23 protein-coding genes are annotated in these 25,120 nt (G+C 64.9%); 15 read left to right on the plus strand and 8 right to left on the minus strand.

What is annotated here, in order from left to right; all coding sequences use genetic code 11:
- Positions 1–113: 113 nt before the first annotated feature.
- On the plus strand, positions 114–446 hold the full coding sequence (locus IP89_RS17280; protein ID WP_043310872.1) for a YegP family protein: 333 nt from the start codon (positions 114–116) through the stop codon (positions 444–446).
- Between the two features lie 9 nt (positions 447–455).
- Here the strand turns inward: IP89_RS17280 and IP89_RS17285 are convergent, their stop codons facing one another.
- Complete coding sequence (locus tag IP89_RS17285; protein ID WP_043310873.1) at positions 456–1,379, minus strand: SdiA-regulated domain-containing protein; 924 nt, start codon at positions 1,377–1,379, stop codon at positions 456–458.
- A 119-nt stretch (positions 1,380–1,498) separates the two neighbouring features.
- Between IP89_RS17285 and IP89_RS17290 the strand changes: the two genes are divergently transcribed.
- The 8 genes from IP89_RS17290 (at position 1,499) to IP89_RS17320 (ending at position 9,665) form a co-directional block, all read left to right on the plus strand.
- Entirely contained in the window at positions 1,499–2,509 is a 1,011-nt protein-coding gene (locus IP89_RS17290) for an AraC family transcriptional regulator (protein WP_043310874.1), read from the plus strand.
- Positions 2,510–2,586: 77 nt separating this feature from the next.
- Positions 2,587–3,759 carry a 5-demethoxyubiquinol-8 5-hydroxylase UbiM gene (ubiM, locus tag IP89_RS17295; RefSeq protein ID WP_043310875.1) on the plus strand — a complete coding sequence of 391 codons (1,173 nt, stop codon included), beginning with the start codon at positions 2,587–2,589 and terminating at the stop codon, positions 3,757–3,759.
- 197 nt (positions 3,760–3,956) lie between these two features.
- Complete coding sequence (locus IP89_RS23410; protein ID WP_156115078.1) at positions 3,957–4,559, plus strand: hypothetical protein; 603 nt, start codon at positions 3,957–3,959, stop codon at positions 4,557–4,559.
- Positions 4,560–4,755: 196 nt separating this feature from the next.
- Positions 4,756–5,808, plus strand: a complete 1,053-nt coding sequence (locus tag IP89_RS17300) for an ABC transporter ATP-binding protein (protein ID WP_043310876.1) — start codon at positions 4,756–4,758, stop codon at positions 5,806–5,808.
- Positions 5,805–6,713 (plus strand): ABC transporter permease, encoded by a 909-nt coding sequence (locus IP89_RS17305; protein ID WP_043310877.1) that lies wholly within the window; start codon positions 5,805–5,807, stop codon positions 6,711–6,713. The genes IP89_RS17300 and IP89_RS17305 overlap by 4 nt, the downstream gene beginning before the upstream one ends.
- Positions 6,710–7,498 (plus strand): ABC transporter permease, encoded by a 789-nt coding sequence (locus IP89_RS17310; protein ID WP_043310879.1) that lies wholly within the window; start codon positions 6,710–6,712, stop codon positions 7,496–7,498. Before IP89_RS17305 ends, IP89_RS17310 begins: the two co-directional genes overlap by 4 nt.
- A 10-nt stretch (positions 7,499–7,508) precedes the next feature.
- Complete coding sequence (locus tag IP89_RS17315) at positions 7,509–8,552, plus strand: extracellular solute-binding protein (RefSeq protein WP_043310880.1); 1,044 nt, start codon at positions 7,509–7,511, stop codon at positions 8,550–8,552.
- Positions 8,553–8,630: 78 nt separating this feature from the next.
- Complete coding sequence (locus IP89_RS17320) at positions 8,631–9,665, plus strand: histone deacetylase family protein (RefSeq protein WP_043310881.1); 1,035 nt, start codon at positions 8,631–8,633, stop codon at positions 9,663–9,665.
- 61 nt (positions 9,666–9,726) lie between these two features.
- On the opposite strand, the gene IP89_RS17325 is transcribed toward IP89_RS17320, so the two are convergent.
- From IP89_RS17325 to IP89_RS17335, 3 genes are all read right to left on the minus strand, one after another.
- On the minus strand, positions 9,727–10,653 hold the full coding sequence (locus IP89_RS17325) for an SdiA-regulated domain-containing protein (RefSeq protein WP_043310882.1): 927 nt from the start codon (positions 10,651–10,653) through the stop codon (positions 9,727–9,729).
- A gap of 90 nt (positions 10,654–10,743) precedes the next feature.
- Entirely contained in the window at positions 10,744–11,409 is a 666-nt protein-coding gene (locus IP89_RS17330) for a fumarylacetoacetate hydrolase family protein (protein ID WP_043310883.1), read from the minus strand.
- An 88-nt stretch (positions 11,410–11,497) separates the two neighbouring features.
- Positions 11,498–12,892 carry an FAD-binding oxidoreductase gene (locus IP89_RS17335; protein ID WP_043310884.1) on the minus strand — a complete coding sequence of 465 codons (1,395 nt, stop codon included), beginning with the start codon at positions 12,890–12,892 and terminating at the stop codon, positions 11,498–11,500.
- Positions 12,893–13,067: 175 nt separating this feature from the next.
- On the opposite strand from IP89_RS17335, the gene serA reads away from it, so the two are divergent.
- Complete coding sequence (gene serA / locus IP89_RS17340; RefSeq protein WP_043310885.1) at positions 13,068–14,297, plus strand: phosphoglycerate dehydrogenase; 1,230 nt, start codon at positions 13,068–13,070, stop codon at positions 14,295–14,297.
- Positions 14,298–14,359: 62 nt separating this feature from the next.
- Here serA and ppx read toward each other — a convergent pair whose 3' ends face one another.
- The gene (ppx, locus tag IP89_RS17345) at positions 14,360–15,859 is read right to left on the minus strand and encodes an exopolyphosphatase (RefSeq protein WP_043310886.1); all 1,500 of its coding nucleotides are present in this window, start codon (positions 15,857–15,859) and stop codon (positions 14,360–14,362) included.
- A 214-nt stretch (positions 15,860–16,073) separates the two neighbouring features.
- Between ppx and trxA the strand changes: the two genes are divergently transcribed.
- From trxA to IP89_RS17365, 4 genes are all read left to right on the plus strand, one after another.
- On the plus strand, positions 16,074–16,400 hold the full coding sequence (gene trxA, locus IP89_RS17350; RefSeq protein ID WP_043310887.1) for a thioredoxin TrxA: 327 nt from the start codon (positions 16,074–16,076) through the stop codon (positions 16,398–16,400).
- 245 nt (positions 16,401–16,645) lie between these two features.
- Complete coding sequence (rho, locus tag IP89_RS17355) at positions 16,646–17,905, plus strand: transcription termination factor Rho (protein ID WP_043310888.1); 1,260 nt, start codon at positions 16,646–16,648, stop codon at positions 17,903–17,905.
- Positions 17,906–18,016: 111 nt separating this feature from the next.
- Complete coding sequence (ubiD, locus tag IP89_RS17360; protein ID WP_043310889.1) at positions 18,017–19,483, plus strand: 4-hydroxy-3-polyprenylbenzoate decarboxylase; 1,467 nt, start codon at positions 18,017–18,019, stop codon at positions 19,481–19,483.
- 145 nt (positions 19,484–19,628) lie between these two features.
- Positions 19,629–20,597 (plus strand): CDP-6-deoxy-delta-3,4-glucoseen reductase, encoded by a 969-nt coding sequence (locus tag IP89_RS17365; protein WP_043310890.1) that lies wholly within the window; start codon positions 19,629–19,631, stop codon positions 20,595–20,597.
- 21 nt (positions 20,598–20,618) lie between these two features.
- Here IP89_RS17365 and IP89_RS17370 read toward each other — a convergent pair whose 3' ends face one another.
- On the minus strand, positions 20,619–21,392 hold the full coding sequence (locus IP89_RS17370) for a type IV pili methyl-accepting chemotaxis transducer N-terminal domain-containing protein (RefSeq protein WP_043310891.1): 774 nt from the start codon (positions 21,390–21,392) through the stop codon (positions 20,619–20,621).
- A gap of 265 nt (positions 21,393–21,657) precedes the next feature.
- Positions 21,658–22,638 (minus strand): NADPH:quinone oxidoreductase family protein, encoded by a 981-nt coding sequence (locus tag IP89_RS17375; protein ID WP_043310892.1) that lies wholly within the window; start codon positions 22,636–22,638, stop codon positions 21,658–21,660.
- Between the two features lie 158 nt (positions 22,639–22,796).
- On the opposite strand from IP89_RS17375, the gene IP89_RS17380 reads away from it, so the two are divergent.
- On the plus strand, positions 22,797–23,213 hold the full coding sequence (locus IP89_RS17380; protein ID WP_043310893.1) for a flagellar basal body-associated protein FliL: 417 nt from the start codon (positions 22,797–22,799) through the stop codon (positions 23,211–23,213).
- Between the two features lies 1 nt (position 23,214).
- Here IP89_RS17380 and IP89_RS17385 read toward each other — a convergent pair whose 3' ends face one another.
- A complete protein-coding gene (locus IP89_RS17385; protein ID WP_052081123.1) occupies positions 23,215–25,089 on the minus strand; it encodes a diguanylate cyclase in 1,875 nt (624 codons plus the stop codon).
- Positions 25,090–25,120 lie beyond the last annotated feature (31 nt).

The following is a 25,120-nucleotide window of genomic DNA, read 5'->3' on the forward strand; positions in this document are numbered from 1 at the left end:
CTGCGTCCCACGCCTAGCCTGGCGAGATTTTTCGCGGCAACGCGGCTTGCGCCGAAACGCCAACAGACCCTACCGGCTACGCTTAGCTGACCCTGCACAACGGAGGTTCAGCCATGGCCAGCAAATTTCACCTGAAGAAAGCCGCGAACGAGCAGTTCCACTTCAACCTGCACGCCGGCAACGGCGAGATCATCCTCAGCAGCGAGCAGTACAAGGCCAAGCAGTCGGCCCTGGATGGCATCGAGTCGGTGCGCAAGAACTCCCAGCGCGACGGCGCCTTCGAGGTCAAGGCGGCCGCCGGCGGCAAGTATCACTTCGTGCTCAAGGCCACCAATGGCCAGGTGGTCGGGCAGAGCCAGCTGTACGCCAGCGAGGCCGGCGCCAAGGCCGGCACCGAGTCGGTGAAGAGCAACGCGCCGGGCGCGAGCCTGCAGGACGACAGCTGAGGCGCCGCCTCACTCGGCGGCTTGTTTCTCGAACACGTAGAACAGGTTCGGCTCGCTGACCAGGTACAGCCGGCCGCTGTCGTCGGTGGCCACGCCCTCGGCCTGCGGCACTCCGCGCTCCAGGCCGTGCTGGCCACCGAGCAGTGACAGCGAGCTGATCGGGCGTCCATCCGAGTTGATTTCCAGCACCAGGCGCGACTCGTCGGAGAGCGCCAGCAGGTGCCCGGTGTGGGCGTCGTAGTCGAGGCTGGAGAGATCGCGCACGAACAGCCGCGCATCGCGCTTGGGATCGTCCACCACGTGCACGGCGAAGGGCTTGTCCGGGTTGTTGTGGGGGAAGCCGTGGATCTCGTAGATGCGCACCGGGTCGCGCTCCTTGGCGGCGAACAGGCGGTGCTGGGTGGCGTCGTAGGCCAGCCCCTCAAAACCCTTGTTGCCGTTCAGGCCGATGCCCAGCGACAGCTGCTCGGACTCGGCGGCGTCGACGAACTCGGTATCGGCGTTGAGGTTGACCCGGTACAGGCGCTGTTGGCGCTCGTCGGTGACCACGTAGACGTCGCGGCTGATGTACTCGATGGCCTCCGGGTCGCCGAAGCCGACCAGCGCCACGCGGCGCAGCACCTTGCCGTCCAGTGACAGCTCGACGATCTCGGGATTCTTGTTGGTCACGGTGAAGAGCGTGTGGCGATCCGGGTCGAAGGTCAGCGCCGAAACGTCGGCATCCAGGCCCTCGATCGGCTGGGCCTGGATCACTGCGCGGTAGTCCGGTAGCCAGATCGATTTGTCACGCCATTCGGCGGCATGGCGCCATTCTTGCACCACGAACCAGCCACGTTCGAGCAGGCGCCATTGGTGGGCAACTACCAGCAGCGCCACGAGGGCGAGCAATGCCAGGGTGGGCAGCAGGACACGAGCTTGAGTCAGGCGGCGCATGGATGAGGTTCCGAATCAGGGTGGCAGCATCAAAACAGCTGCAGCTGAATTCAAGCTTAAGAAAGCTGAACCGGGCCGCGGGCCGAGTTACCGAATACCACCGCAGCGGAAACGGCTTCATGTCAGTGTTACCGGAAGAGCGAGTATTGACCACCCTGCACACGGTCGCCTTGGCCGTGCAGAGCGTGCAGCGTATGGGCGTACCGGCCGAGCAGTTGCTGGATGGCAGCGGCATTTGCCAGCAGGAATTGCAGAGCCCCGCCCGGCTGGTCAGCCATGCCCAGGAACTGCGGGTACTGAGCAATGCCCTGGCGGCCAGTGCCGACCCGGCCCTCGGCCTGCTGCTGGGCAAGCGCATGCATGTGTCCGCCTACGGCATGCTCGGCTACACCCTGCTGGCCAGTCGCGACCTGGCTGAAGCGCTGCGCCTGGCGATCTCTCATCCGACGCTGCTTGGTACCTACTTCCAGCTGGACCTGCAGCCGGTCGGCGACGAGGTCCGCCTGAGCGCCAGCGGCTATCGCTACGCGCCGGCGCTGCGCCAGTTCAACATCGAGCTGTGCCTGGCCTCGCTGCTCACCGTGGTGCAGGACCTGCTCGGCGAGTCGGTGCGCCCACGCCGCCTGCTGCTGGACTACCCGGCGCCGGCACATGCCGCCAGCTACAGCGAGCGGCTCGGCTGCCCGGTGGAGTTCGACGCCGGCTGCAACGCGCTGTGCTTCAACCCCAAGCTGCTCGAACGGACCCTGCCGCTGGCCGACCCGGTCAGCCACCAGCACGGCCTGCAGCAATGCATGCAGCTGGAGGCGCAGCTGCACAGCCGCCACGACCTGCGCGACCTGATCCGCCAGCAGTTGGCCGGCGACCTGACCGAATGCTCCACTTTGGAGCGCGTCGCCACCCGTCTGCACCGTTCCGAGCGAACCCTGCGCCGCCACCTGCAGCAGCTCAACACCAGCTTCCAGCACTTGCTCGACGAGGTGCGCTACGACAAGGCGCGCCAGCTGCTGCTCAACACCGACAAGCCGATCTACCTGATCGCCGAAGAGCTCGGCTACAGCGAGACCGCCAGCTTCCGCCACGCCTTCCAGCGCTGGAGCGGCCTGGCGCCGAGCGAATTGCGCCGCTGATTGACCGGGGACAAGGGCTGGTCTCGGCGCCAGCCCTAGACTCGCGCAACCTCAGTGTCGCGCGGAGCGCCCACCTCATGATCCATGATGTCGCCATCATCGGCGCCGGCCCGGCCGGCCTGTGCCTGGCTCGCGCCCTGTCCGGGCATGGCCTGTCCATCGTCTTGCTGGAGCGCCAGGCCGAATCCGAGCTGGCCGAGCCAGCCTTCGACGGCCGCGAGATCGCCCTGACCCATGCCTCCCAGGCGCTGCTGGAGAAACTCGGCCTGTGGCAGCGCCTGCCGACCGAGGAGGTCGCCGTGCTGCGCGACGCCCAGGTGCTCAACGGCCCGTCGCTGTTCGCCCTGCAGATTCGCGCCGAGCAGGCTGGCGCCGAGCGCCTCGGCCACCTGGTGGCCAACCGGGCGATTCGCCGCGCCGCCTTCGATACGGTCGCTGAATGCGCCGATGTGCAGCTGCGCTGCGCGGCGTCGGTACGCGCCATTCGCCACGCCGAGCGTGAGGTGCAGCTGGAGCTGGCCGACGGCGAGGTGCTGCACACGCGGCTGCTGGTCGCCGCCGACAGCCGCTTCTCCGAGACCCGCCGCCAACTGGGCATCGGTGCGCGGCTCAAGGACTTCGGCAAGACCATGCTGGTGTGCCGCATGGAGCACGAGAAGCCGCATCGGCAGACCGCCTGGGAGTGGTTCGGTTATGGCCAGACCCTGGCCCTGCTGCCGCTCAACGGCAACCAGTCCTCGGTGGTGCTGACCCTGCCGCCGCGCGAGATCGAGCGCCTGCGCACTCTGGATGAGGAAGCCTTCGCCCGCGAGATGGAGCAGCGCTTCGAGCGCCGTCTGGGCGCCATGCGCCTGGTCAGCGCGCGGCACGCCTACCCGCTGGTCGGCGCCTACGCCGAGCGCCTGGTTGGCCCGCGTTGCGCACTACTCGGCGATGCCGCCGTCGGCATGCATCCGGTCACCGCCCACGGCTTCAACTTCGGCCTGGGTAGCGTGCAGCGGCTCAGCGCGGCGGTGCTGGCCGCCCATGCTCGTCGCGAAGATATTGCCGCCCCAGCGGTGCTGGCCCGCTACGAGCGCCAGCACCGCCTGGCGACCTGGCCGCTGTACCAGGCCACCAACCTGCTGGTGGATGTCTACACCAACGACCGCCTGCCAGCGAAGCTGCTGCGCGGGGTGGGGTTGCGGGTGGCACAGGGGTTGTTGCCGTTGAAGAAGGGGATTGCTCGGCATCTTTCTTCGAGCACCTAGGAATCAACCGGGATAATGAGTGTGGTTACCCGGAGTCGTCATTTACTAGATTGCGTGCTTTAGATAAATTCAGAATCTAGAGGTTTATGTGCTCTCTTGGTTGTGTCGATCTTTGATTGCACTTTCCTCTGTATAGGGTTGCTCCTTGGTTGTCGATAGTGAGATGGATAAAAGTAATACGGTTAGGGTTATGAATTATGTTTGATTTTCATGGATGGCGTGGTGTTAAAGTTTTTGTGATAGTTGTGATCTCAGTATTTTTATCCTCGTGCGAGCGGATGATGTGGGTAGGAGGAAATTATTGGGATTTATACATAAATGACTTCAATTTGGCTGGCGGGCAGGTTGAGATTTTGATGTCCCGTGATTATGTATATTACGAAGGTTCAATCATGGGGCATCAAGGTAGAAGCGAGGTTGTGAGAGGGGAGTTGTATAGTACGGGGCGACTGAGCTTTAGCTCTTTGTTTACAGATAATAAGGCGAAAATTGCTTTTTATAAGGTCGGCGAAAAGAGTGGTGAGCTTCCGGGCTTATATTTGTCGGAGAAGTATCCTCGATCCATAATGGTAAGAGACTGGCCGAGGATTTGTGAAAAATATAAAGGAAAGTGTGGTGCGGTTGTTCTGAAAGAGAAGAAGGCTGATGAGTATCCAGTGTTGAGAATGCGTTTGCAGGAGTCGGAGGGGCTTGTTCATATTGAATATCAGTCTAGCTCGGGCGTTGATCTAGTTAAAATTTCTAGATCATATGTGCTCAAAGATAGCGATAAGCAGTATGAGTTACGTATTGTTAAGTAAGCCGAACTCGCAGACTGTCGTCTCACTAGGGCTCGAGTGAGCCTGAGGTGTGCAACTTGGCCACATCTATCCCCTTTTGTCCGCATCTATCGTTCTGCCGCAAGCGCGGCGTTGCCTAGAATCGATTGCAAGGCCACTTGGCCCCTTCCTGCCTCTTAATCACCAATAAAAACAATTGGTTAGGAGCTATTCGCGGATGAGCAGTGCGATCTCGATCGAAACCCTGAGTATGGAGTACGGCGCTGTCGGCAGTGGCCACAAGGCCTTGGACGGTGTCTCGCTGGAAATCCGCGACAACGAATTCTTCACCCTGCTGGGGCCGTCCGGCTGCGGCAAGACCACGCTACTGCGGCTGATCGCCGGCTTCGAGCAGCCCACCGCCGGGGTGATCCGCCTGTACGGCGAGCCGATGCAGGACCTCCCGCCCTTCCGCCGCCCGGTCAACACCGTATTCCAGAGCTATGCGCTGTTCCCGCACATGACGGTGGCGCAGAACATCGGCTTCGGCCTGGAGATGCAGGGCAAGCCCAAGGCCGAGATCACCGCCACGGTCGAGCGCATGCTGGCGCTGGTCAAGCTGCCGGATGTCGGTGGGCGTCGCGCCGACCAGCTCTCCGGTGGTCAGCAGCAGCGCATCGCCCTGGCTCGTGCGTTGGCCAGCCGGCCCAAGGTGCTGCTGCTCGACGAGTCGCTCTCGGCGCTGGACATGAAGCTGCGCAAGGAGATGCAGATCGAGCTCAAGCGCCTGCAGGCCGAGACCGGCATCACTTTCATCTTCGTCACCCACGACCAGGAAGAAGCGCTGACCATGTCCGACCGCATCGCGGTGATGAGCAAGGGGCGCATCCTTCAGGTCGGCACGCCGGGCGAGATCTACGAGAGCCCGGTGAATCGCACCGTGGCCGACTTTATCGGCGAGACCAACTTCCTCGACGCTGACCCCTTCGCCGGCGGCGCGCGCCTCGGCGATGGCCAGGTGCTGAACCTGGCCGGTGTGCCGCAAGGTGGGCGGGTGACCCTGGCGATCCGCCCGGAGCGCATCAGCCTGAGCGAGTCCGGCAACCTGGCCGGTGAGGTGGAGGAAGTGGTGTACATCGGCACCGACACACTCTACCTGCTCAAGGTCGCCGGGCAGTCCGGCTTCCGCGTGCGCCAGCAGAATCGCGGCGGCATCAGCCAGCCGCTGCCGCGTGGCGCCCAGGTGCGTCTGGACGTGCCGGCCGCCGCCATCCGGGTGCTGAGCGAATGAGTACGCCGCGGCAACTGGCCGAGCGCCGTCAGCTGTTCCGTCGCCTCGGCCTGGTCGCGCCGAGCATGGCGGTGCTGCTGGTGTTCATGCTCGCGCCGCTGGCGATCATGCTGCTGGTGTCCTTCCTGCAGCCCGGCGACTACGGCGGGGTGAAGTGGGGCGAGTATTCGCTGGATGCCTACGTCAGCTTCCTCTACGAGCGCGACTTCGACGACAGCCTGGTGTTCAACACCGACTACCTGGGCATCTTCCAGCGCTCCTTCGGCCTGGCGGTGGCGACCACCGTCGGCTGCCTGCTGATCGGTTTTCCCACTGCGTTGTACCTGGCGCTGCAGAGCGAGAAGAAGCGCAACCTGCTGCTGTTCCTGGTCACCGTGCCGTTCTGGACCAACCTGCTGGTGCGGGTCTACGCCTGGATGCTGCTGCTGCGCAACGGCGGCCTGGTCGACAGCGGCCTGGGCCTGTTCGGCGTGCCGGAGGGCACGCTGGGCCTACTGTACAGCAACACGGCGGTGATGATCGGCCTGCTCTACAGCTTCCTGCCGTTCATGGTGCTGCCGATCTACACCAGCCTGGAGAAGCTCGACTGGCGCCTGGTGGAGGCGGCCTTCGATCTGGGCGCCAACCGCTGGCAGGCGCTGAAGCGGGTGATCCTGCCGCTGGCGCTGCCGGGCATGCTGGCCGGCGCGACCCTGGTGTTCATCCCGGCGCTGGGTAACTACATCATTCCTGAGCTGCTCGGCGGCGGTAAGTCGCTGATGATCGGCAACCTGGTGCAGCTGCAGTTCGGCTCGGCGCACAACTGGCCGCTGGGTTCGGCGCTGGCCTTCGCCCTGTTCAGCCTGGTGCTGCTGGCCCTGCTGTTCAATGGCCTGCGCCAGCGTGGCCAGGAGGTGCGCGCATGAACTTGCAGGGCCCGCTGTGGCGTTTCACCGGCGTGCGGCCGGTGGCCTGGGCGTTCTTCGCCTTCCTCTATATCCCGATCATCGTGCTGGTGGCGCTGAGCTTCAACGCCGGGCAGTCGGCCACCCTGTGGCAGGGCTTCAGCTTCAAGTGGTACTCGGTGGTGGCCAACGACCCGGAGATCCTGCGGGCGGCGAAGAACTCGCTGATCGTCGCGGTCTGCGCCACCTTGATCTCCACCTGCCTGGCGACCCTGGCGGCGCTGGGCATGCACGGCCGCCGCTTCCGTGGCCAGGGCGCGCTGCAGGGCGTGCTCGGCCTGCCGCTGCTGGTGCCGGACATCGTCTGCGCGGTGGCGATCCTGATGTTCTTCGCCTTTATCGGCCTGAAGCTGTCGCTTCTGACCATCCTTATCGCCCACGTGGTGTTCTGTACGCCGTTCGCCTACCTGCCGATCCGCGCCCGCCTGCAGGGCATGGACCCGCGCCTGCTGGAGGCTGCCGCCGACCTGTATGCCTCTCCCTGGCGCGCCTTCTGGCGAGTCAGCTTCCCGTTGCTGCTGCCCGGCATCCTCTCCGGGGCGATGCTGGCCTTCATCATCTCGATGGACGACTTCGTCATCACCTACTTCGTCGCCGGCGCCGGCTCGACCACCCTGCCGGTGTACATCTTCAGTTCGATCCGCATGGGTATATCGCCGAAGATCAACGCGATTTCCTCGATCATGCTCGTGCTTTCCATTCTTTTTGTAACCCTGTCGTACTACTTAGGCCAACGCAAACGCTAGGAGCCAGACCATGATCCGTCGTACCCCGCTCGCGCTATCCGTAGTATTCGCCCTCGGCCTGTCCGGCGCCGCCCAGGCCGCCGGCACGCTGAACTTCGCCAACTGGTCGGACTACTACCCGCCGGAGCTGCTGAAGAAATTCGAGGCCGACACCGGCATCAAGGCCACCCTGGACGCCTACGACTCCAACGAGACCCTGCTGGCCAAGCTCAAGGCCGGTGGCGGCAACTACGACGTGGTGGTGCCGTCGGACAGCTTCATCCAGATCATGGTCAAGGAAGGGCTGCTGCAGAAGTTCGACAAGAGCAAGCTGCCGAACCTGGCCAATCTGGCGCCGACTTTCCAGAAGCTGGACTACGACCCGGGCCACGACTACAGCGTGCCCTACCTGTGGGGTTCGACCGGCTACAGCTACGACAGCGCCCAGGTGCCGGGTGGCAAGCTCGACGAGAGCTGGGGCCCCTTCTTCGAGCCGCCGGCCGAGCTGAAGGGCAAGGTGGTGGCGCTCAACTCGATGGATGACCTGTTCCCGCCGGCGGCCTTCTACCTGGGCATCGACCGCTGCACGGAAGACCCGCAGGACATGAAGAAGGTGATGGAGCTGCTGCTCAAGCAGAAGCCGATGCTGGCGATGTACAACAGTGACGGCACCATCGAGCGCATGGCCGCCGGCGAAGTGGCCATGCACCAGCAGTGGAACGGCGCCTTCCACCGCGCCAAGGAACAGCGCGCGTCGCTGACCTACGTCTATCCGAAGGAAGGTATCGCCACCTTCATCGACAACTTCGTGATTCCCGCCGGCGCCACCAACGTCGCCGAGGCCCACGTGTTCATCAACTGGATGATGCAGCCGGAGAACATCGCCGCCGCCTCCAACTTCGCCAAGTACCACAACGCCATCGCCGGCTCGGAGAAGTTCATGGAGAAGGCGCTGTTCGACGATCCGGCGATCAACACCCCGGCCGACAAGCTCGAGCGCCTGCGTCCGTTCAAGCTCTGCTCGCCCAAGTCCCTGGCCCTGCGCAGCAAGGTCTGGACCAAGCTGAAGAAATAATCCGCCTCACCCGGAGGCCTGCGGGCCTCCGCATTTACCTGCCTAGAACGGACTTTGCCTGAGTCCGGGGAGCTTCTTATGCTGACGATTTATAGCGACGACCATCACCTGCACCACGGCAAATACGAGCTGATCGACGGCCAGCTCACGCCCTGCTTCGAGAAGCCCAGCCGTGCCGACATGGTGCTGGCGCGCGCGCAGAAGGTGAAGCTGGGCGAGGTGGCGGCGCCGCGCGATTTCGGTATGGCGCCGATCCTGCGGGTGCATGACGAGGGCTTCGTGCATTTCCTCAAGGACGCCTGGGCCGAATGGCAGGCCATGGGTCGCGACTACGACATGCTGCCGTTCACCTGGCCCAACCGCCGCCTGCGCCAGACCATTCCGGACTGCATCGACGGCAAGTTCGGCTACTACAGCTTCGACGCCGGTGTACCGATCACCGCCGGCACCTGGCAGGCGGTGAGCAGCTCGGTGAACGTCGCGCTGACCGGCCAGGCCGAGCTGGCCAAGGGTGCGCGCGGGGTGTTCTCGCTGTGCCGTCCGCCAGGCCACCACGCCGCTGCCGACTACATGGGCGGCTACTGCTACTTCAACAACGCCGCCATCGCCGCCCAGGCCATGCTCGACCAGGGCGCCAGTCGCGTGGCTATCCTCGATGTCGACTACCACCACGGCAACGGCACCCAGGACATCTTCTACGACCGCGCCGACGTGCTGTTCACCTCGATCCACGGCGACCCGCGTTTCGAATACCCGTTCTTCCTCGGCTATGCCGACGAGAAGGGCGAGGGCGTCGGCCGCGGCTTCAACTTCAACTACCCATTGGCCGCCGGTAGCGACTGGTCGGCCTGGAGCCTGGCGCTGGCCGCCGCCTGCCGGCAGATCGCCGCCTATGCACCGGACGCGCTGATCGTCTCGCTGGGCGTGGACACCTTCAAGGAAGACCCGATCTCGCAGTTCAAGCTGGATAGCCCGGACTACCTGCGCATGGGTGAAGTCATCGGCGCGCTGGGCCTGCAGACCCTGTTCGTCATGGAAGGCGGCTACGCGGTGGAGGAGATCGGCATCAACGCCATCAACGTGCTGCAGGGCTTCGACAGCGTCGTGCGCTAGGTTCTACCTGGCAACAAAAAGCCCGCGAGATGCATTTCGCGGGCTTTTTTGTTTGTGCGGATTAACCCTGTGGCGCGGTGAAGGGCTCATCCTTGCGGAACACATAGAACAGGTTCGGCTCGCTGACCATGTAGATGGTGCCTTCCTCGTCCATGGCCACGCCCTCGGCGCGTGGGATGCGCTGATCGAGACCGCTCTGGCCGCCCATCAGGCTGATGAAGCTGACCGGGTCGCCTTTCTCGTTCAGCTCCAGCAGCAGCCGCGACTGGGCGGAGAGGGCAAGTATGTGCCCGGTGCGCGGGTCGACGCTCAGCGCCGACAGGTTGCGCATGCCCAGGCCGTAGCTGGGTAGCGGCTGCAGCTCCTGGTCGAGCAGGTGCTGGCCGTCGCTGCCGAGGCTGAACATGCGCGGCGTGCGCTCCTTGCCGAGCAGCAGGCGTTGCTGCGCCGGGTCCCAGGCCACGCCCTCGAAGCCCTTGTTGCCGGCATCGGGGAAGCCCAGGTCGAAGGGCTCTGCGTCGGCCAGATCGAGTTCGTGGGTCTGCGGTGTCAGTTCGAAGATCGACAGCTGGCGCTGACGCTCGTCAGCCACGGCGATCTTGCCGTCCTCCAGAACCGCCACGCCTTCCGGATTGCTGAAGCCCTTGAGCACGATGCGCCGCAGCACCTCGCCGGTACGGCTCAGCTCGACCAGCATCGGCAGCTTGCCGGTGACGGTGAACAGGGTGCCGGTCAGCGGGCTGTAGGCCAGGTCGGAGGTCTCGCCTTCTTCCAGTCCGGGCAACGGTAGGCTCTGGATGCTGGCCTTGTAGCCCGGCAGCCAGATGCTGGCGGCGCGCTCGGCGCTGGGCAGGTTGTGTTCCTTGAACCAGTAGAGGGCGCGGTCGTCCCAGTGCATGTAGCGGACGATGGCGATCAGGCAGGCCAGCGTGACGACCAGCGCCAGGCTCTGGCGGCGGCCTCGGGAGAGGGAAAAAGCGGAAGACATCGATGACTGCTCGGACAAATCGAGTTCGTCAGAGTACTCAGCGGGGGTGAAAGTTCTGTGAAGAGCGGCGGGAGGCCCGCCGCATCTTGCTTAGAGTACGCGGGTGGAGAAGCTCGACAGACCGACCAGCTCGATCTGCAGGCTCTCGCCGCTGGCCAGCGGGCCGACGCCGGCCGGGGTGCCGGTGGAGATCACGTCGCCCGGTTGCAGGCTGAAGTGGGCGGCGATGTGCTGGATCAGCGGGATGATCGGGTTGAGCATGGAGCTGGCGTTGCCGTCCTGGCGCACCTGGCCGTCGATGCTCAGGCGGATGCCGATATCGCGCACATCCTCGACCGCGTCGGCGGCGACGAAAGGTGCCAGCACGAAGGCGCCGTCGAAGCTCTTCGACAGTTCCCAGGGCAGACCCTTCTCCTTGAGCTTGGCCTGCACGTCGCGCAGGGTCAGGTCCAGGGCCGGGGCGAAGCCGGAGATGGCGTCGCGCACTTCCTCTTCACTGGGCTTCTTCGACAGCGGCTTGCCGATCAGCACGGCGATCTCCGCCTCGAAATGCACGCCACCGCGGTCCTGCGGAATGGCGAAGCCGTCATCCATTGGCACGGTGCAGCTGCCCGGTTTGATGAACAGCAGCGGCTCGGTGGGGATCGGATTGTTCAGCTCGGCGGCGTGCTCGGCGTAGTTGCGGCCGACGCAGACCACCTTGCCCAGCGGGAAGTGGATCGGGGTGCCGTCGACGTACTGGTGCTGGTAGCTCATGCGGGCTCCTGTGATCGGGGAGACGGTGGACAGCCACCGCGGAGCAGCAGGATGGCAGGTGCGCGCGGCACCGGCCATCCGACGGAAGTCAAAGCGGGAAGATCTTGCCGGGGTTCATGATGCCGTTTGGATCGAATACCGCCTTGATCGCCTTCATGTAGCCAATCTCGGCCTCGGAGCGGCTGTAGTGCAGGTAGTCGCGCTTGGTCATGCCCACGCCGTGCTCGGCGCTGATCGAGCCGTTGTACTTCTGCACGGTCTCGAACACCCACTTGTTGACGATGGCGCACTTGGCGAAGAAGTCGTCCTTGGACAGGTTCTCCGGCTTGAGGATGTTCAGGTGCAGGTTGCCGTCGCCGATATGGCCGAACCACACCACTTCGAAGTCCGGGTAGTTGGCTTCGACGATGCGGTCGATGTCGTGCAGGAAGGCGGGCACCTGGCCGACGGTGACCGAGATGTCGTTCTTGTACGGAGTCCAGTGGCTGATGGTCTCGGAGATGTACTCGCGCAGCTTCCACAGGTTCTCCAGCTGCTGCTGGCTCTGGCTCATCACGCCGTCGACCACCCAGCCCTGCTCGACGCAGTGCTCGAAGGTCTCCAGTGCCTGGTTGGCGACTTCCTCGGTGGTGGCCTCGAATTCCAGCAGGGCGTAGAACGGGCAGTCGGTCTCGAAGGCCGGCGGCACGTCGCCACGGGCCATGATCTTGGCCAGGGCCTTGTCCGAGAAGAACTCGAAAGCGGTCAGGTCCAGCTTGTTCTGGAAGGCGTGCAGCACCGGCATGATCGAGTCGAAGTCCGGGGTGCCGAGAACCATCGCGGTGAGGTTCTTCGGCGCGCGCTCCAGGCGCATGGTGGCTTCGACGACGAAGCCCAGGGTGCCTTCGGCGCCGATGAACAGCTGGCGCATGTCGTAGCCGGTGGCGTTCTTGATCAGGTCGCGGTTCAGCTCCAGCACGTCGCCGGCGCCGGTGACCACTTTCATGCCGGCTACCCAGTTGCGGGTCATGCCGTAGCGGATCACCTTGATGCCACCGGCGTTGGTGCCGATGTTGCCGCCCAGCTGGCTGGAGCCGCTGGAGGCGAAGTCCACCGGGTAGTACAGGCCCTTGTCCTCGGCGTACTGCTGCAGCTGCTTGGTCACCACGCCCGGCTGGCACACCACGGTGCGGTCGAATTCGTTGAATTCGACGATCTGGTTCATGTAGTCGAAGGCCACGACCACTTCGCCGTTGGCCGCCACAGCCGCGGCAGACAGGCCGGTACGGCCGCCGGAGGGCACTAGGGCGACCTTGTGCTGGTTGGCCCAGCGCACGATGGCCTGTACCTGCTCGATGGTCTTGGGGAAGACGATGGCGGACGGGGCGGGCGCGAAGTGCTTGGTCCAATCCTTGCCGTAGGCATTGAGGGAATCGGCGTCGGTCAGCACCTTGCCGGCATCCACCAGGGTCTTCAGCTCTTCGATCAGGGCAGGATTGGTCATCTGGGAACTCTCGAACTATTCATGGTCACCCTGAGAACGCTTCATCGCCCAGGGGTGGCAGTTTCGCGGGGCGCGTATGTTAGCATACGCACCCCGCCAATCGTGCCTCCCCGCCGATCTGCGGGCCGGCCAAGGCCGCTTTCCTGACACTTTTTGTGGGACCACAGGTACTCCGATGAGCAAGACCTCTCTCGACAAGAGCAAGATCAAGTTCCTTCTGCTGGAAGGCGTGCACCAGAACGCCGTCGATACGCTGAAGGCCGCTGGCTACACCAACATCGAGTACCTCAAGGGCGCGCTGTCCGACGAGGAGCTGAAGATCAAGATCGCCGATGCGCACTTCATCGGCATCCGCTCGCGCACCCAGCTGACCGAGGAAGTCTTTGATTGCGCCAAGAAGCTGGTTGCCGTCGGCTGCTTCTGCATCGGCACCAACCAGGTCGACCTGGACGCCGCCCGTGAGCGTGGCATCGCCGTGTTCAACGCCCCCTATTCCAACACCCGTTCGGTCGCCGAGCTGGTTCTGGCCCAGGCCATCCTGCTGCTGCGCGGCATTCCGGAGAAGAACGCCTCCTGCCACCGTGGTGGCTGGATCAAGTCGGCGGCCAACTCCTTCGAGATCCGCGGCAAGAAGCTCGGCATCGTCGGTTACGGCTCCATCGGCACCCAGCTCTCGGTACTGGCCGAAGCCCTGGGCATGCAGGTGTTCTTCTACGACACCGTGACCAAGCTGCCGCTGGGCAACGCCACCCAGGTGGCCAAGCTGCACGACCTGCTGGGCATGGCCGACATCGTCTCCCTGCACGTGCCTGAGCTGCCGTCCACCCAGTGGATGATCGGCGAGAAGGAAATCCGCGCCATGAAGAAGGGCGGCATCCTGATCAACGCCGCCCGTGGCACCGTGGTCGAGCTGGAGCACCTGGCTGCCGCGATCAAGGACGAGCACCTGATCGGCGCCGCCATCGACGTGTTCCCGGTCGAGCCGAAGTCCAACGACGAAGAGTTCGAGAGCCCGCTGCGTGGCCTGGATCGCGTGATCCTGACCCCGCACATCGGTGGTTCCACTGCCGAAGCTCAGGCCAACATCGGTCTGGAAGTGGCCGAGAAACTGGTCAAGTACAGCGACAACGGTACTTCGGTGTCCTCCGTGAACTTCCCGGAAGTCGCCCTGCCGGCCCACCCGGGCAAGCACCGTCTGCTGCACATCCACGAGAACGTGCCGGGCGTGATGAGCGAGATCAACAAGGTGTTCGCCGACAACGGCATCAACATCTCCGGTCAGTTCCTGCAGACCAACGACAAGGTCGGCTACGTGGTGATCGACGTCGACGCCGAGTACTCCGACCTGGCGCTGGAAAAGCTGCAGCACGTTACCGGTACCATCCGCAGCCGCGTCCTGTTCTAAGAACGCCGCGCTGCAACGAAAAAGGGAGGCCTAGGCCTCCCTTTTTCATGCCCGCCGTTTGCTTAGTGCACGGTCAGCATGAAGTTGATGCGGGTCAGCCACTCGGCTTCCTGCTCGAAGTCGGCCTGGGTCAGCGGGTTGGCCTCCAGCCAGCCTTCGGGGAAGGTCAGGTCCAGGCGCTGCGGGCCGGCCTGCAGCTGCACCTTGGGCATTTCCTGGGTGCCACGGATGTGGTGGAAGAGGATGGCGAAGCGCAGCAGCACGCACAGGCGCAGCAGCTGCACGCCGTCCTCGCCGAATTCGGCGAAGCGTTCCTTGGGGATGTTGCGGCGGTGGCCGCGTACCAGCAGGGCCAGCATCAGCTGGTCGCGACGGGAGAAACCGGCCAGGTCGGAGTGCTCGATCAGGTAGGAGCCGTGCTTGTGGTACTGGTAGTGGGCGATGTCCAGGCCGATCTCGTGGACGCGCGAGCCCCACTGCAGCAGGTCGCGGTGCCAGTCCTCGTCCAGTTGCCAGGCGCTGGCGACCTTCTCCAGCGCGGCCAGGGCCTTGGCCTCGACGCGCGCGGCCTGCTGCAGGTCGACGTGGTAGCGCTCCATCAGCGAGCTCAGGGTGCGCTCGCGCACGTCCTCGTGGTGGTGGCGGCCGAGCAGGTCATACAGCACGCCTTCACGCAGGGCGCCTTCGGAGTGGTCCATGCGCTGCAGGTCGAGGGCGTCGAAGATGGCCTCGGCGATGGCCAGGCCGGCCGGGAAGATCTGTCGGCGGTCGGGCTTGATGCCCTCGATGTCCAGCTTGTCCACTTCGCCCAGCTTGAACACCTTGCGCTTGAGCCAGGCCAGGCCCTCGGGGTTGATCTCGCCATTGCCCAGGCCGCCGGCCTTGATCGACAGGCCCACGGCGCGGATGGTGCCGGAGGCGCCCACCGATTCCTGCCAGCCCAGGCGCTGCAGGCCCTGCTCGATGCTCATCAGTTCCAGGCGCGCGGCGGTGTAGGCCTGGGCGTAGCGCGCCGGGGTGATCTTGCCGTCCTTGAAGTAGCGCTGGGTGTAGCTGACGCAGCCCATCTGCAGGCTTTCGCGCAGCAGCGGCTCGAAGCGCTGGCCGACGATGAATTCGGTACTGCCGCCGCCGATGTCCACCACCAGGCGCTTGCCGGGGTTGTCGGCGATGGTGTGGGAGACGCCGAGGTAGATCAGGCGGGCCTCTTCGCGGCCGGAGATGACTTCTACCTGATGGCCGAGCATTTCGTCGGCGCGGCGGATGAACTCGGCGCGGTTGCGTGCCTCGCGCAGGGCGTTGGTGCCGACGATACGCACGGCGCCGTGGGGCAGGCCCTGGATCAGTTGGCCGAAGCGGCGCAGGCAATCCAGGCCGCGCTGCATGGCTTCCTCGCTGAGCTGGCGCTCGTCATCCAGGCCGGCGGCCAGCTGTACCTTCTCGCCGAGCCGCTCAAGGATGCGGATCTCGCCGTGGTCGGCCTTGGCCAGCACCATGTGGAAGCTGTTGGAGCCCAGGTCGATGGCGGCGATCAGAGGAAACTGTTTGGCGGTGTTGGGCATGTAGGATTGTCCCTTGGCAAAACGTTGGCACCCCATCCTGGTCGAGCGGGCGCCGCAATGACTGCATGTTAACCGCCCGTGGGCGGGTTGCCGTAGTCTTTCATCAGCTGTATGAAATCCATTGATAGTCAAGCTCAATGGACAGCAGCTTTCGGCATGGAAGGATGCGGGCTATCATGGCGCCACTTTTTGCTTCCGATCACGGAGACTGTACATGAGCGAATTCATCACCAACGTCAGCGACACCAGCTTCGAAGACGACGTGATCAAGGCCGAAGGTCCGGTCCTGGTCGACTACTGGGCCGAGTGGTGCGGCCCGTGCAAAATGATCGCCCCGGTCCTGGACGAGATCGCCCAGACCTACGCCGGCAAGCTGAAAGTCTGCAAGCTGAACATCGACGAGAACCAGGAAACCCCGCCGAAGTACGGCGTGCGCGGCATCCCGACTCTGATGCTGTTCAAGAACGGCAACGTCGAGGCCACCAAGGTTGGTGCCCTGTCCAAGTCGCAACTGGCTGCCTTCCTCGACGCCAATATCTGAGGCCCCGGCCCCGGATAGCGCAAAAGCCCCGCACCTCGCGGGGCTTTTTCTTTGGGCGCAGGCTGGACGCAGCGCCAAACCCGGTGTTAAATTCGGGCCTGCAGCGGGTTCTTCGCTGCCCTCCAAGCCGTCGCCGACGCGCTCCTCCCGATAATATCGAGCGATCCAGTCGCCTTCTCCGCGGCGCGGCCAGCAAAGCCCCCAGGGCTTTCCTTCCCTCTCTCTATATACCTACGTTCATTCCTATGAATCTGACCGAACTCAAGCAAAAGCCGATTGCCGAACTGCTGGACATGGCCGACCAGGCTGGTCTGGAAAACATGGCCCGTTCGCGCAAGCAGGACATCATCTTCGCCCTGCTGAAGAAGCACGCGAAAAGCGGCGAAGAGATCTCCGGCGACGGCGTGCTGGAGATCCTCCAGGACGGCTTCGGCTTCCTGCGTAGCGCGGACTCCTCCTACCTGGCCGGCCCGGACGACATCTACGTCTCGCCCAGCCAGATCCGTCGCTTCAACCTGCGTACCGGTGACACCATCATCGGCAAGATCCGCCCGCCGAAAGAAGGCGAGCGCTACTTTGCCCTGCTCAAGGTCGACACCATCAACTTCGACCGTCCGGAAAACGCCAAGAACAAGATCCTGTTCGAGAACCTGACGCCGCTGTTCCCCAACGAGCGCCTGACCATGGAAGCCGGTAACGGCTCCAAGGAAGACCTCACCGGCCGCGTGATCGACCTCTGCGCGCCGATCGGCAAGGGCCAGCGTGGCCTGATCGTCGCCCCGCCGAAAGCGGGCAAGACCATCATGCTGCAGAACATCGCGGCCAACATCACCCGCAACAACCCCGAGTGCTACCTGATCGTCCTGCTGATCGACGAGCGCCCGGAAGAAGTGACCGAGATGCAGCGCACCGTGCGCGGCGAAGTGGTTGCCTCGACCTTCGACGAGCCGCCGACCCGCCACGTGCAGGTCGCCGAGATGGTGATCGAGAAGGCCAAGCGCCTGGTCGAGCACAAGAAGGACGTGGTCATCCTGCTGGACTCCATCACCCGCCTGGCACGTGCCTACAACACCGTGATCCCGAGCTCCGGCAAGGTGCTGACCGGTGGTGTCGACGCCCATGCCCTGGAGAAGCCCAAGCGCTTCTTCGGTGCCGCCCGTAACATCGAGGAAGGCGGTTCGCTGACCATCATCGCCACCGCGCTGGTTGAAACCGGCTCGAAGATGGACGAGGTGATCTACGAGGAATTCAAAGGTACCGGCAACATGGAGCTGCCGCTGGATCGCCGCATCGCCGAGAAGCGTGTGTTCCCGGCCATCAACATCAACAAGTCCGGCACCCGCCGCGAGGAGTTGCTGACCGGCGAGGAAGAGCTGGCACGCATGTGGATTCTGCGCAAGCTGCTGCACCCGATGGACGAGATCGCTGCCATCGAGTTCCTCACCGACAAGCTGAAGGACACCAAGACCAACGACGAATTCTTCTTGTCGATGAAGCGCAAGTAAGCATCAGTCGTTGCACGCGAGGCCGGGGAAACCCGGCCTCTGCATTTCTGCAGCCTTCTGAATAACCCAGTTCGGCGCTAAACTTTGCGCCCCGACCTGTGAGGCCCAAGCATGCAGTACCGCGACCTGCGCGACTTCATCCGCGAGCTGGAAAGCCGTGGCGAGCTCAAGCGCATCCAGACCCCGGTCTCTCCCGTGCTGGAAATGACCGAAATCTGCGACCGTACCCTGCGTCGTGGCGGCCCGGCGCTGTTGTTCGAGAAGCCCACCGGCTTCGACGTACCGGTGCTCGGCAACCTGTTCGGCACGCCCAAGCGCGTGGCGCTGGGCATGGGCGCCGAGGATGTCGGCGAGCTGCGCGAGATTGGCAAGCTGCTGGCCTTCCTCAAGGAGCCCGAGCCGCCCAAGGGCCTGAAGGACGCCTGGAGCAAGCTGCCGATCTACAAGAAGGTCATCAGCATGGCGCCCAAGGTGCTCAAGGATGCGCCTTGCCACGAGGTGATCGAGGAGGGCGACGCCGTCGACCTCGGCAAACTGCCAATCCAGCACTGCTGGCCGGGCGACGTGGCGCCGCTGATCACCTGGGGTTTGACCATCACCAAGGGGCCGAACAAGGAACGGCAGAACCTCGGCATCTACCGCCAGCAGGTGATCGGTCGCAACAAGGTGATCATGCGCTGGCTCAGCCACCGTGGCGGCGCGCTGGATTACCGCGAGTGGTGCCAGAAGTACCCGGACCGCCCCTACCCGGTGGCCGTGGCTCTCGGCGCGGACCCGGCGACCATTCTCGGCGCCGTGACCCCGGTGCCGGACACCCTCTCCGAATATGCCTTCGCAGGGCTCTTGCGCGGCCATCGTACCGAGCTGGTCAAGGCCATCGGTTCCGACCTGCAGGTGCCAGCCAGTGCCGAGATCGTCCTGGAAGGCCATATCTATCCGGGCGAGACTGCGCCGGAAGGCCCGTACGGCGACCACACCGGCTACTACAACGAGGTCGATACCTTCCCGGTGTTTACCGTCGAGCGCATTACTCGCAGAAAGCAGCCGATCTACCACAGCACCTACACCGGCCGCCCGCCAGATGAGCCGGCGATCCTCGGCGTGGCGCTGAACGAAGTGTTCGTGCCGATCCTGCAGAAGCAGTTCCCGGAGATCACCGACTTCTACCTGCCGCCGGAAGGCTGCTCCTACCGCATGGCGGTGGTGACCATGAAGAAGCAGTACCCGGGCCACGCCAAGCGCGTGATGCTCGGCGTGTGGAGCTTCCTGCGCCAGTTCATGTACACCAAGTTCGTCATCGTCACCGACGACGACGTCAACGCCCGCGACTGGAACGACGTGATCTGGGCCATCACCACGCGCATGGACCCCAAGCGCGACACGGTGATGATCGACAACACGCCGATCGACTACCTCGACTTCGCCTCGCCGATCTCCGGCCTGGGCTCGAAGATGGGCCTCGACGCCACGCACAAGTGGCCGGGCGAGACCACGCGCGAGTGGGGCCGGGTGATCGAGAAGGACCCGGCCGTGGTGGCGCGGATCGACGACATGTGGAAAGAGCTGGGCATCGACTGATGAATGCATCATCTGCTGCTGCGCTCGATTGGGCTGTGTTGAAAGGCCGCTCGGGCTGCTCATTTACTCGATGTAAACTCCGCGCCCTCGCGCCCTTTCGCCTTGCCCACCCTTCGCTTGCGACGCAGCTGAAGGCATTCATGTCATGAAGGTCACCCTGCAACCTTCGGGCGCGGTGCTCGAGATCCAGCCCGGCGAACGCATCCTCGATGGCGCGCGGCGCCTGGGCTACGAGTGCCCGCAGAGCTGCCGCAACGGCAACTGCCATATCTGCGCGGCGCTGCTGGTGGAGGGCCGGGTGCAACAGGCCGGCGCCGAGCTGGACCACGGTGAGCTGTTCACCTGCCTGGCCGAACCGCTGGAAGACTGCGTGCTGCACTGGGATGGCGTACTCGCTCCCTGCGAACTGCCGGTGCGTACTTTCGGCTGCCAGGTAATCGATCTCACCGACCTGGGCGGCGATGTCTGCCGCGTGCGCCTGCGCGCGCCGGCCGGCAAGGCGCCGCGCTACCACGCTGGGCAGTACCTGCTGCTGCAGCGTGACGACGGCGAGTGGTCGGCCTTCTCCCTGGCCTCGGCGCCGCATCAGGGGCGCGATCTGGAATTGCACATCCTCACTCGCGAGGACAGCAGCCGGCAGATCGTCGCGCAGTTGCAGCGCACGCGCCTGGCGCGGGTGCAGATGCCGTTCGGCGACACCCACCTGGCCGAGCTGCCGGCCGGGCCGCTGGTGCTGCTCGCCGCCGGTACCGGCATGGCGCAGATGCACAGCCTGATCGAGCACTGCCGCGGCAGCGGCTTCGCGCAGCCGATCCACCTGTACTGGGGCGTGCGCCACCCGGACGATTTCTACCAGCTGGAGCACTGGGCGGACTGGCAGAACCAGCCCGGCCTGCAGTTGCACCAGGTGGTCAGCGACGCCTGTGGCTGGAGCGGGCGCTGCGGCATGCTGCACGAGGCGGTGTGCCAGGACTTCAGTGACCTCAAGGCCCTGCACGTCTATGCCAGCGGCTCGCCGGGCATGGTCTACGGCACGCTGGACGCGCTGGTGGCGGCCGGCATGGACCCGCACCAGATGCGCGCCGACGTGTTCGCCTACGCACCGCGCGACTGAGGCGCGGCGCGTAGCGGTGCATCAGCCCTGCAGGCCGGCGTAGAGGCGGGTCAGCTCGTTCATGTGGCGGAACAGCGAGTCGGTGCTGACGGTGATCGAGGTCGGCACGAACGAGCTGTTGGCATGCAGGTCGATGCCCTTGAGGGTGAACGCCCAGTTGGCCCGCACGCGGCGCAGCGAGGTGGCGATCTGCTCGTTCTCGGCGGGCTTGGCCTCGAACTCCTTGAGGATGCCGTCGAAGTCGGCCACCGCTTTGTCCAGCTTGGCGTCCAGGTCAGGCGCCTGCACCTGCCAGGCCTTGGCCATGTAGAGCATGGCGATGCGCTGGCTCTGCACGCGCGCCCAGCCACTGCGATTGACCACTTTGCCCATGGCGCCGATGTGCGCGGCGGTCAGGTCGGTCAGTTCCTGCGACTGCTTCAGCAGCTGCTCGCTGTTGGCCAGCATGGCGGCGGCCTGAGCCTGGTCCGGCTTGGCGGTGACCTGCGGGCGGAAGGTCGCCCAGGTCTGCCCGACTTCGGCCAGCTTGCTCTTGATCTCCGGCGTCGGTGCGTAGGCGCTGAGGGCTTGGTAGGCGGTGTCGAACTGGGTCACCGACTCCTGTAGCTGGCGGCTGGCGCTATCGACGCGCACATCGGCGCCGATCATCAGGTAATTCTTGGCCATGCGCTGCACCATCGAGCGCTGCAGGCCGGTCATGTTCATCGCTTCGCCGGCAGACAGCTGCGCCGCGGCGGGACCGCTGAGGGCCAGGACAGTCATCATCAGCAAGGCGGACAGGCAATTCTTGAGCACTTAAAACCTCCATATTTTTCGGACAAATAGACGATCGCGCCGGCGCCAGAATTGGCGCAGCGTGCCCCGGAGTGCATGAATTGTTGTTGGATGAGCGGCGGGGTTGCAGTGCTGCCGGGCGGAGCCGGACTAGTGGGTCACTGCGAGGGGCGCGATCTTAACGGCTAAATGCGCGCGGCGGTGAAGGCTTTTTGCTATTGCGCCGGATTTGCGAGGCGGGTCACGCGAGCAGCGCAGGGGCGCGGACGCCCCTGCGCGGGTGTCGTCAGCGAACGGTCACCACCACCTTGCCCACGGCCTTGCGCTGGCCGAGGGCGTCGATGGCCTCGCCGCCGCGGGCCAGCGGGAAGGTCTGCGAGACCAGCGGCTTGAGCTTGCCCTCGGCGTGCCAGGCGAACAGCTGCTGGAAGTTGGCGGCGTTGTCCTGCGGCTGGCGCTGGGCGAACGAGCCCCAGAATACGCCGACCAGGGCGGCGCCCTTGAGCAGCGGCAGGTTGGCCGGCAGGGCAGGGATGCCGCCGCCAGCGGCGAAGCCGACCACCAGGAAGCGGCCATTCCAGGCGATGGAGCGGAAGGCTTCCTCGAACAGCTCGCCGCCCACCGGGTCGTAGATCACGTCCACTCCCTGGCCGCCGGTGAGCTTCTTCACCTCTTCCTTCAGGCTCTGCTCGCTGTAATTGATCAGGTGATCGGCGCCAGCATTGCGCGCCACTTCCAGCTTCTCGGCGGTGCTCGCCGCGGCGATCACCTTGGCGCCCATGGCCTTGCCGATCTCCACCGCCGCCAGGCCAACGCCACCGGAGGCACCGAGCACCAGCAGGGTCTCGCCCGGCTGCAGGTTGGCGCGCTGCTTCAGTGCGTGCATCGAGGTGCCGTAGGTCATGCCGAAGGCGGCAGCGGTGGTCAGCTCCATGCTCTTCGGCACCGGCAGTACGTTGTAGCCTGGTACCGCCACTTCTTCGGCGAAGCCACCCCAGCCGGTCAGCGCCATGACCCGGTCACCGGCGCGCAGGTGGCTGATCTTCTCGCCGACTGCCTTGACCACGCCAGCCGCCTCGCCACCCGGAGCGAACGGGAACGGCGGCTTGAACTGGTACTTGCCCTCGATGATCAGGGTGTCGGGGAAGTTGACCCCGGCAGCATGCACCTCGATCAGCACCTCGTTCTTCTTCGGCTCGGGGCTGGGCAGGTCTTCCAGGACCAGGCTGGACGCCTGGCCGAAGGCTTTGCAGAGCAGGGCTTTCATCGCACATTCCTCGGGTTCGTGACTGTCCGGCAGTGTAGGAGGCACACCCGCAGGGTCAACGAGCATGGCCGCATCTGATGGCGCACCATAAGCGCCGGGCTTGGGCGCGCGGGCCGCTATGGCTATGCTAGGCGGCATACGTCGCCGAGGAATTGCCCGTGAAGAACCGCATTGCACTGTTGCTGACCCTGATCCTGCCGCTCACCGCCCTGGCCAATAGCAGCGAGGGCGAAGGCGAGGGCGAAAACGCCGCGCCCAAGGTCGCCTACTACAGCCTGGTGCCGGCGCTGGTGGGCAACTTCGGCGCCGGGCCCAAGCTGAAGTTCTACAAGGCCGACATCGCCCTGCGCGTGACCGGCAGCGAAGCGGAAGAGAAGGTCGAGCACCACGAGCCGCTGATCCGCAACCAACTGGTGATGCTGTTCTCCCAGCAGACCGACGCCGGAATGGCCGACGAGGCCGCCAAGGAGGCGCTGCGCCAGGAGGCGCTCAAGCAGGTGCAGGAAGTGCTGAATCAGGAAGAGGGCAAGCCGATCGTCGAGGATCTGCTGTTCAACAACCTGATCGTGCAGTAACTCAGGCCGGCGGCAGCGGGCGGTCAGGCTCCTCGCCGGCCAGCGCTTCGCTCCACACGCAGGTGCGCGCGCGGCCCTCGTGCTTGGCTCGGTACAGTGCGCGGTCACTGCGCGCCACCAAGCCTCCCGGGCTTTCCTCGCTGACCGGCTCGGCCACTGCCAGACCGATGCTCAGGGTCAGGCGCCCATAGGGGCTGCCAGGGTGGGCGATGGCCAGCTCGGCGATCAGGTCGTGGACCCGCGCGGCCACATGCTCGCCGCCGTCGAGACCGGTGTTGGCCAGGATGATGGCGAACTCCTCGCCGCCGTAGCGGCACGCCACATCTCCCTCGCGTTGCAGGCTGTCCTGCAGCACCTTGCCGACCTGGCGCAGGACGTCGTCGCCGGCTAGGTGGCCGAGGCCGTCGTTGAACGCCTTGAAGTGGTCGATATCCAGCATCAGCAGGGCCAGCGGTGCCCCGATGCGGCGCAGGCGGCGCCATTCGCTGTGCAGTTGCTGGTCGAAGAAGCGCCGGTTGTACAGGCCGGTCAGGCCGTCCTGCTGCGATAGGCGCTGCAGGCGCGCCTCCAGCTGCAGGCGTTCGCTGTTGTCGCGCGATACGGCGATCAGGTATTCGCGCTCGCCCTGCTGCACCAGCTGGGTGTTGATCTCCGCCGGCTGGCGGCTGCCATCGCGGCGGCACATCTCGCGCTGGAAGATGCGCGACTGGTTGTCGCGCTGGGCCTCGCGGGCCTGTTCCAGCCAGTTGTGGAAGCCCGGCAGCAGCTGCTCGGGGGCGTCGCGCAGAAGCTGGGCGAACTGCTCGGGCCGATAGCCCAGGCCGGCGTAGGTGGCCTGATTCATGTGCAGCAGCTCGCGGCTGCGTGTATCGAAGATGAACAGGCCATCGTGACTGGAGTCGGTCAGGTCGAGCACCAGTTGCAGACGCTCGCGGCTGTCACGCAGGTGCTGTTCGGTCTCCTCGCGGCGGGTCGCCTCCACCTGCAGGCGCCGATTGGTGCGCTGCATGCTGCCGGCGCGGCGGGCGTTCTCCAGGGCCAGGGCCAGGGCCGCTACCAGCAGCAGGCTGATGGCCAGGCCGGCACCCAGTACCACCTGTGGCAAGGGCGTGCTGAGGCTTTGCAGCAGGCTGGCGGTGGGGCTCAGCTGTAGACTGAAGGCCTGGTTGTTGAGCAGGCGCAGCGGCACCTCGATGGAGGTGTCCGCCAGGGTGCCGGGGCGCTCGCGACTGTACAGGCTCTGGCCGTTCTCCAGCAGGCGCACGCTGAAGCTGTCGCTGTCGAGCTGGGCGAGCAGCTCGTCCATCAAGGGCTGCACGCGAAACACGCCCTGCAGGAAGCCGTCGAACTGGCGCTGGCCCTTGGCATCCTCTAGGTACAGCGGTGTGTAGAGCACGAAGCCGCGACCACCCTGGACCAGCTGGAAGCTGTTGGAGAAGCGCTGCTGGCCAGTGTCCTTGGCCTGCATGGCCAGTGGGTAGTTGGGGTGATCGGGCGTCAGGCGGAAGTTGGCGGCGGCCTCGTTGCCGCGCAGGGGCAGCAGCCAGTGCATCTGCAGGTCGGCGCCGACCCACTGCACGGACTGGTAGGCAGGGAAGTCGGCCAGGGCCAGCTCGGCCTCCTGTTCCCAGTCGTCACGGGATAGGCGGCCGAGGTTGTTCCACAGGCGGGCGATGCGGTCGAGGCTTTCGACCTCGGTGTGCAGGGTGTTTTCCAACTGGCGCGCGAGGCTGCGGGCCTGGTAGCCGATGCGTTCCTCAAGGCGCTGCTGCTGGTCGAGTTCCAGCTGGCGCCACAGCGCCACGCTGGCCAGGCACAGCATGAGGAAGAGGAACGCCAGCGCCAGACGCGCCGGCCAGACGGATCGTGCGCGCATCTATGGGCTCCGCAGGCTATGCGCTGGTGAT

The organism is Pseudomonas sp. ML96, from assembly GCF_000761545.1.
Lineage (GTDB): Bacteria > Pseudomonadota > Gammaproteobacteria > Pseudomonadales > Pseudomonadaceae > Aquipseudomonas.

Excerpts from the sequence above, each read along its gene's own strand:
- IP89_RS17280 (WP_043310872.1), top strand. The coding sequence starts at position 114 with ATGGCCAGCAAATTTCACCTGAAGAAAGCCGCGAACGAGCAGTTCCAC.
- IP89_RS17285 (WP_043310873.1), bottom strand. The coding sequence starts at position 1,379 with ATGCGCCGCCTGACTCAAGCTCGTGTCCTGCTGCCCACCCTGGCATTG.
- IP89_RS17290 (WP_043310874.1), top strand. The coding sequence starts at position 1,499 with ATGTCAGTGTTACCGGAAGAGCGAGTATTGACCACCCTGCACACGGTC.
- ubiM (WP_043310875.1), top strand. The coding sequence starts at position 2,587 with ATGATCCATGATGTCGCCATCATCGGCGCCGGCCCGGCCGGCCTGTGC.
- IP89_RS23410 (WP_156115078.1), top strand. The coding sequence starts at position 3,957 with ATGTTTGATTTTCATGGATGGCGTGGTGTTAAAGTTTTTGTGATAGTT.
- IP89_RS17300 (WP_043310876.1), top strand. The coding sequence starts at position 4,756 with ATGAGCAGTGCGATCTCGATCGAAACCCTGAGTATGGAGTACGGCGCT.
- IP89_RS17305 (WP_043310877.1), top strand. The coding sequence starts at position 5,805 with ATGAGTACGCCGCGGCAACTGGCCGAGCGCCGTCAGCTGTTCCGTCGC.
- IP89_RS17310 (WP_043310879.1), top strand. The coding sequence starts at position 6,710 with ATGAACTTGCAGGGCCCGCTGTGGCGTTTCACCGGCGTGCGGCCGGTG.
- IP89_RS17315 (WP_043310880.1), top strand. The coding sequence starts at position 7,509 with ATGATCCGTCGTACCCCGCTCGCGCTATCCGTAGTATTCGCCCTCGGC.
- IP89_RS17320 (WP_043310881.1), top strand. The coding sequence starts at position 8,631 with ATGCTGACGATTTATAGCGACGACCATCACCTGCACCACGGCAAATAC.
- IP89_RS17325 (WP_043310882.1), bottom strand. The coding sequence starts at position 10,653 with ATGTCTTCCGCTTTTTCCCTCTCCCGAGGCCGCCGCCAGAGCCTGGCG.
- IP89_RS17330 (WP_043310883.1), bottom strand. The coding sequence starts at position 11,409 with ATGAGCTACCAGCACCAGTACGTCGACGGCACCCCGATCCACTTCCCG.
- IP89_RS17335 (WP_043310884.1), bottom strand. The coding sequence starts at position 12,892 with ATGACCAATCCTGCCCTGATCGAAGAGCTGAAGACCCTGGTGGATGCC.
- serA (WP_043310885.1), top strand. The coding sequence starts at position 13,068 with ATGAGCAAGACCTCTCTCGACAAGAGCAAGATCAAGTTCCTTCTGCTG.
- ppx (WP_043310886.1), bottom strand. The coding sequence starts at position 15,859 with ATGCCCAACACCGCCAAACAGTTTCCTCTGATCGCCGCCATCGACCTG.
- trxA (WP_043310887.1), top strand. The coding sequence starts at position 16,074 with ATGAGCGAATTCATCACCAACGTCAGCGACACCAGCTTCGAAGACGAC.
- rho (WP_043310888.1), top strand. The coding sequence starts at position 16,646 with ATGAATCTGACCGAACTCAAGCAAAAGCCGATTGCCGAACTGCTGGAC.
- ubiD (WP_043310889.1), top strand. The coding sequence starts at position 18,017 with ATGCAGTACCGCGACCTGCGCGACTTCATCCGCGAGCTGGAAAGCCGT.
- IP89_RS17365 (WP_043310890.1), top strand. The coding sequence starts at position 19,629 with ATGAAGGTCACCCTGCAACCTTCGGGCGCGGTGCTCGAGATCCAGCCC.
- IP89_RS17375 (WP_043310892.1), bottom strand. The coding sequence starts at position 22,638 with ATGAAAGCCCTGCTCTGCAAAGCCTTCGGCCAGGCGTCCAGCCTGGTC.
- IP89_RS17385 (WP_052081123.1), bottom strand. The coding sequence starts at position 25,089 with ATGCGCGCACGATCCGTCTGGCCGGCGCGTCTGGCGCTGGCGTTCCTC.